This is a genomic window from Acinetobacter lactucae, assembly GCF_013344765.1.
In the GTDB taxonomy this organism is placed as follows: domain Bacteria; phylum Pseudomonadota; class Gammaproteobacteria; order Pseudomonadales; family Moraxellaceae; genus Acinetobacter; species Acinetobacter lactucae_A.
Genome location: NZ_JABVBF010000395.1, coordinates 1 through 629 on the forward strand (window position 1 = coordinate 1; position 629 = coordinate 629).

A 629-nucleotide genomic window follows, 5' to 3' on the forward strand; every position below is an offset into this window, starting at 1 on the left:
GATAAGGACACATGATCATATGAAGGAAATGGTTGGTAAAGTTGATAACTCTAAATGGGTATAATTATGAATGATAATTATAAAATAGTATGGCTAACTGATTTGCATATTGTAGAGGGTGAGTTATACTCCTATAACCCAACACATCAGTTACTTAAACTACAATCTCATTTAATAAATTTTTTAGATGATATACATGCAATTGTAATAACAGGTGATTTAACTAATGATGGTAGTATTAATAGTTATAATATCTTAAGTGAAATTTTGTCTAAATTCACTTGCCCTGTACTTCTTAGTTTAGGGAACCATGATTGTTATAATAACTTTAATATAGTATTTAATGATGATTATAAAAAAAAGTATTTAGATATTTTTGACAGACGTTTAATTACTTTTGATACTAGTAATTATTTGAAAAGTGATGATCATATAAATGAACTTTCCGAGATTTTAGAACAAGCTGTTTTTGAAAAGCGAAAAATATTAATGTTTATGCATCATCCAATAGTTACAACTGGTATAGCACCTGCTTTAGACAAAACAATTTTTAAGTCAGAATATTTTGAAAAATTAATTTTAAAATATGCAAACTATATTGAACATATTTTTTTTGGTCATATTCATAG

Annotated in this window: 1 protein-coding gene; it reads left to right on the plus strand. The window is 25.4% G+C overall.

Annotation, left to right across the window (positions count from 1 at the left end):
* Positions 1–66 precede the first annotated feature (66 nt).
* On the plus strand, positions 67–629 hold a 563-nt coding region (locus HUN22_RS17525), incomplete at its 3' end, for a metallophosphoesterase (RefSeq protein ID WP_174732045.1).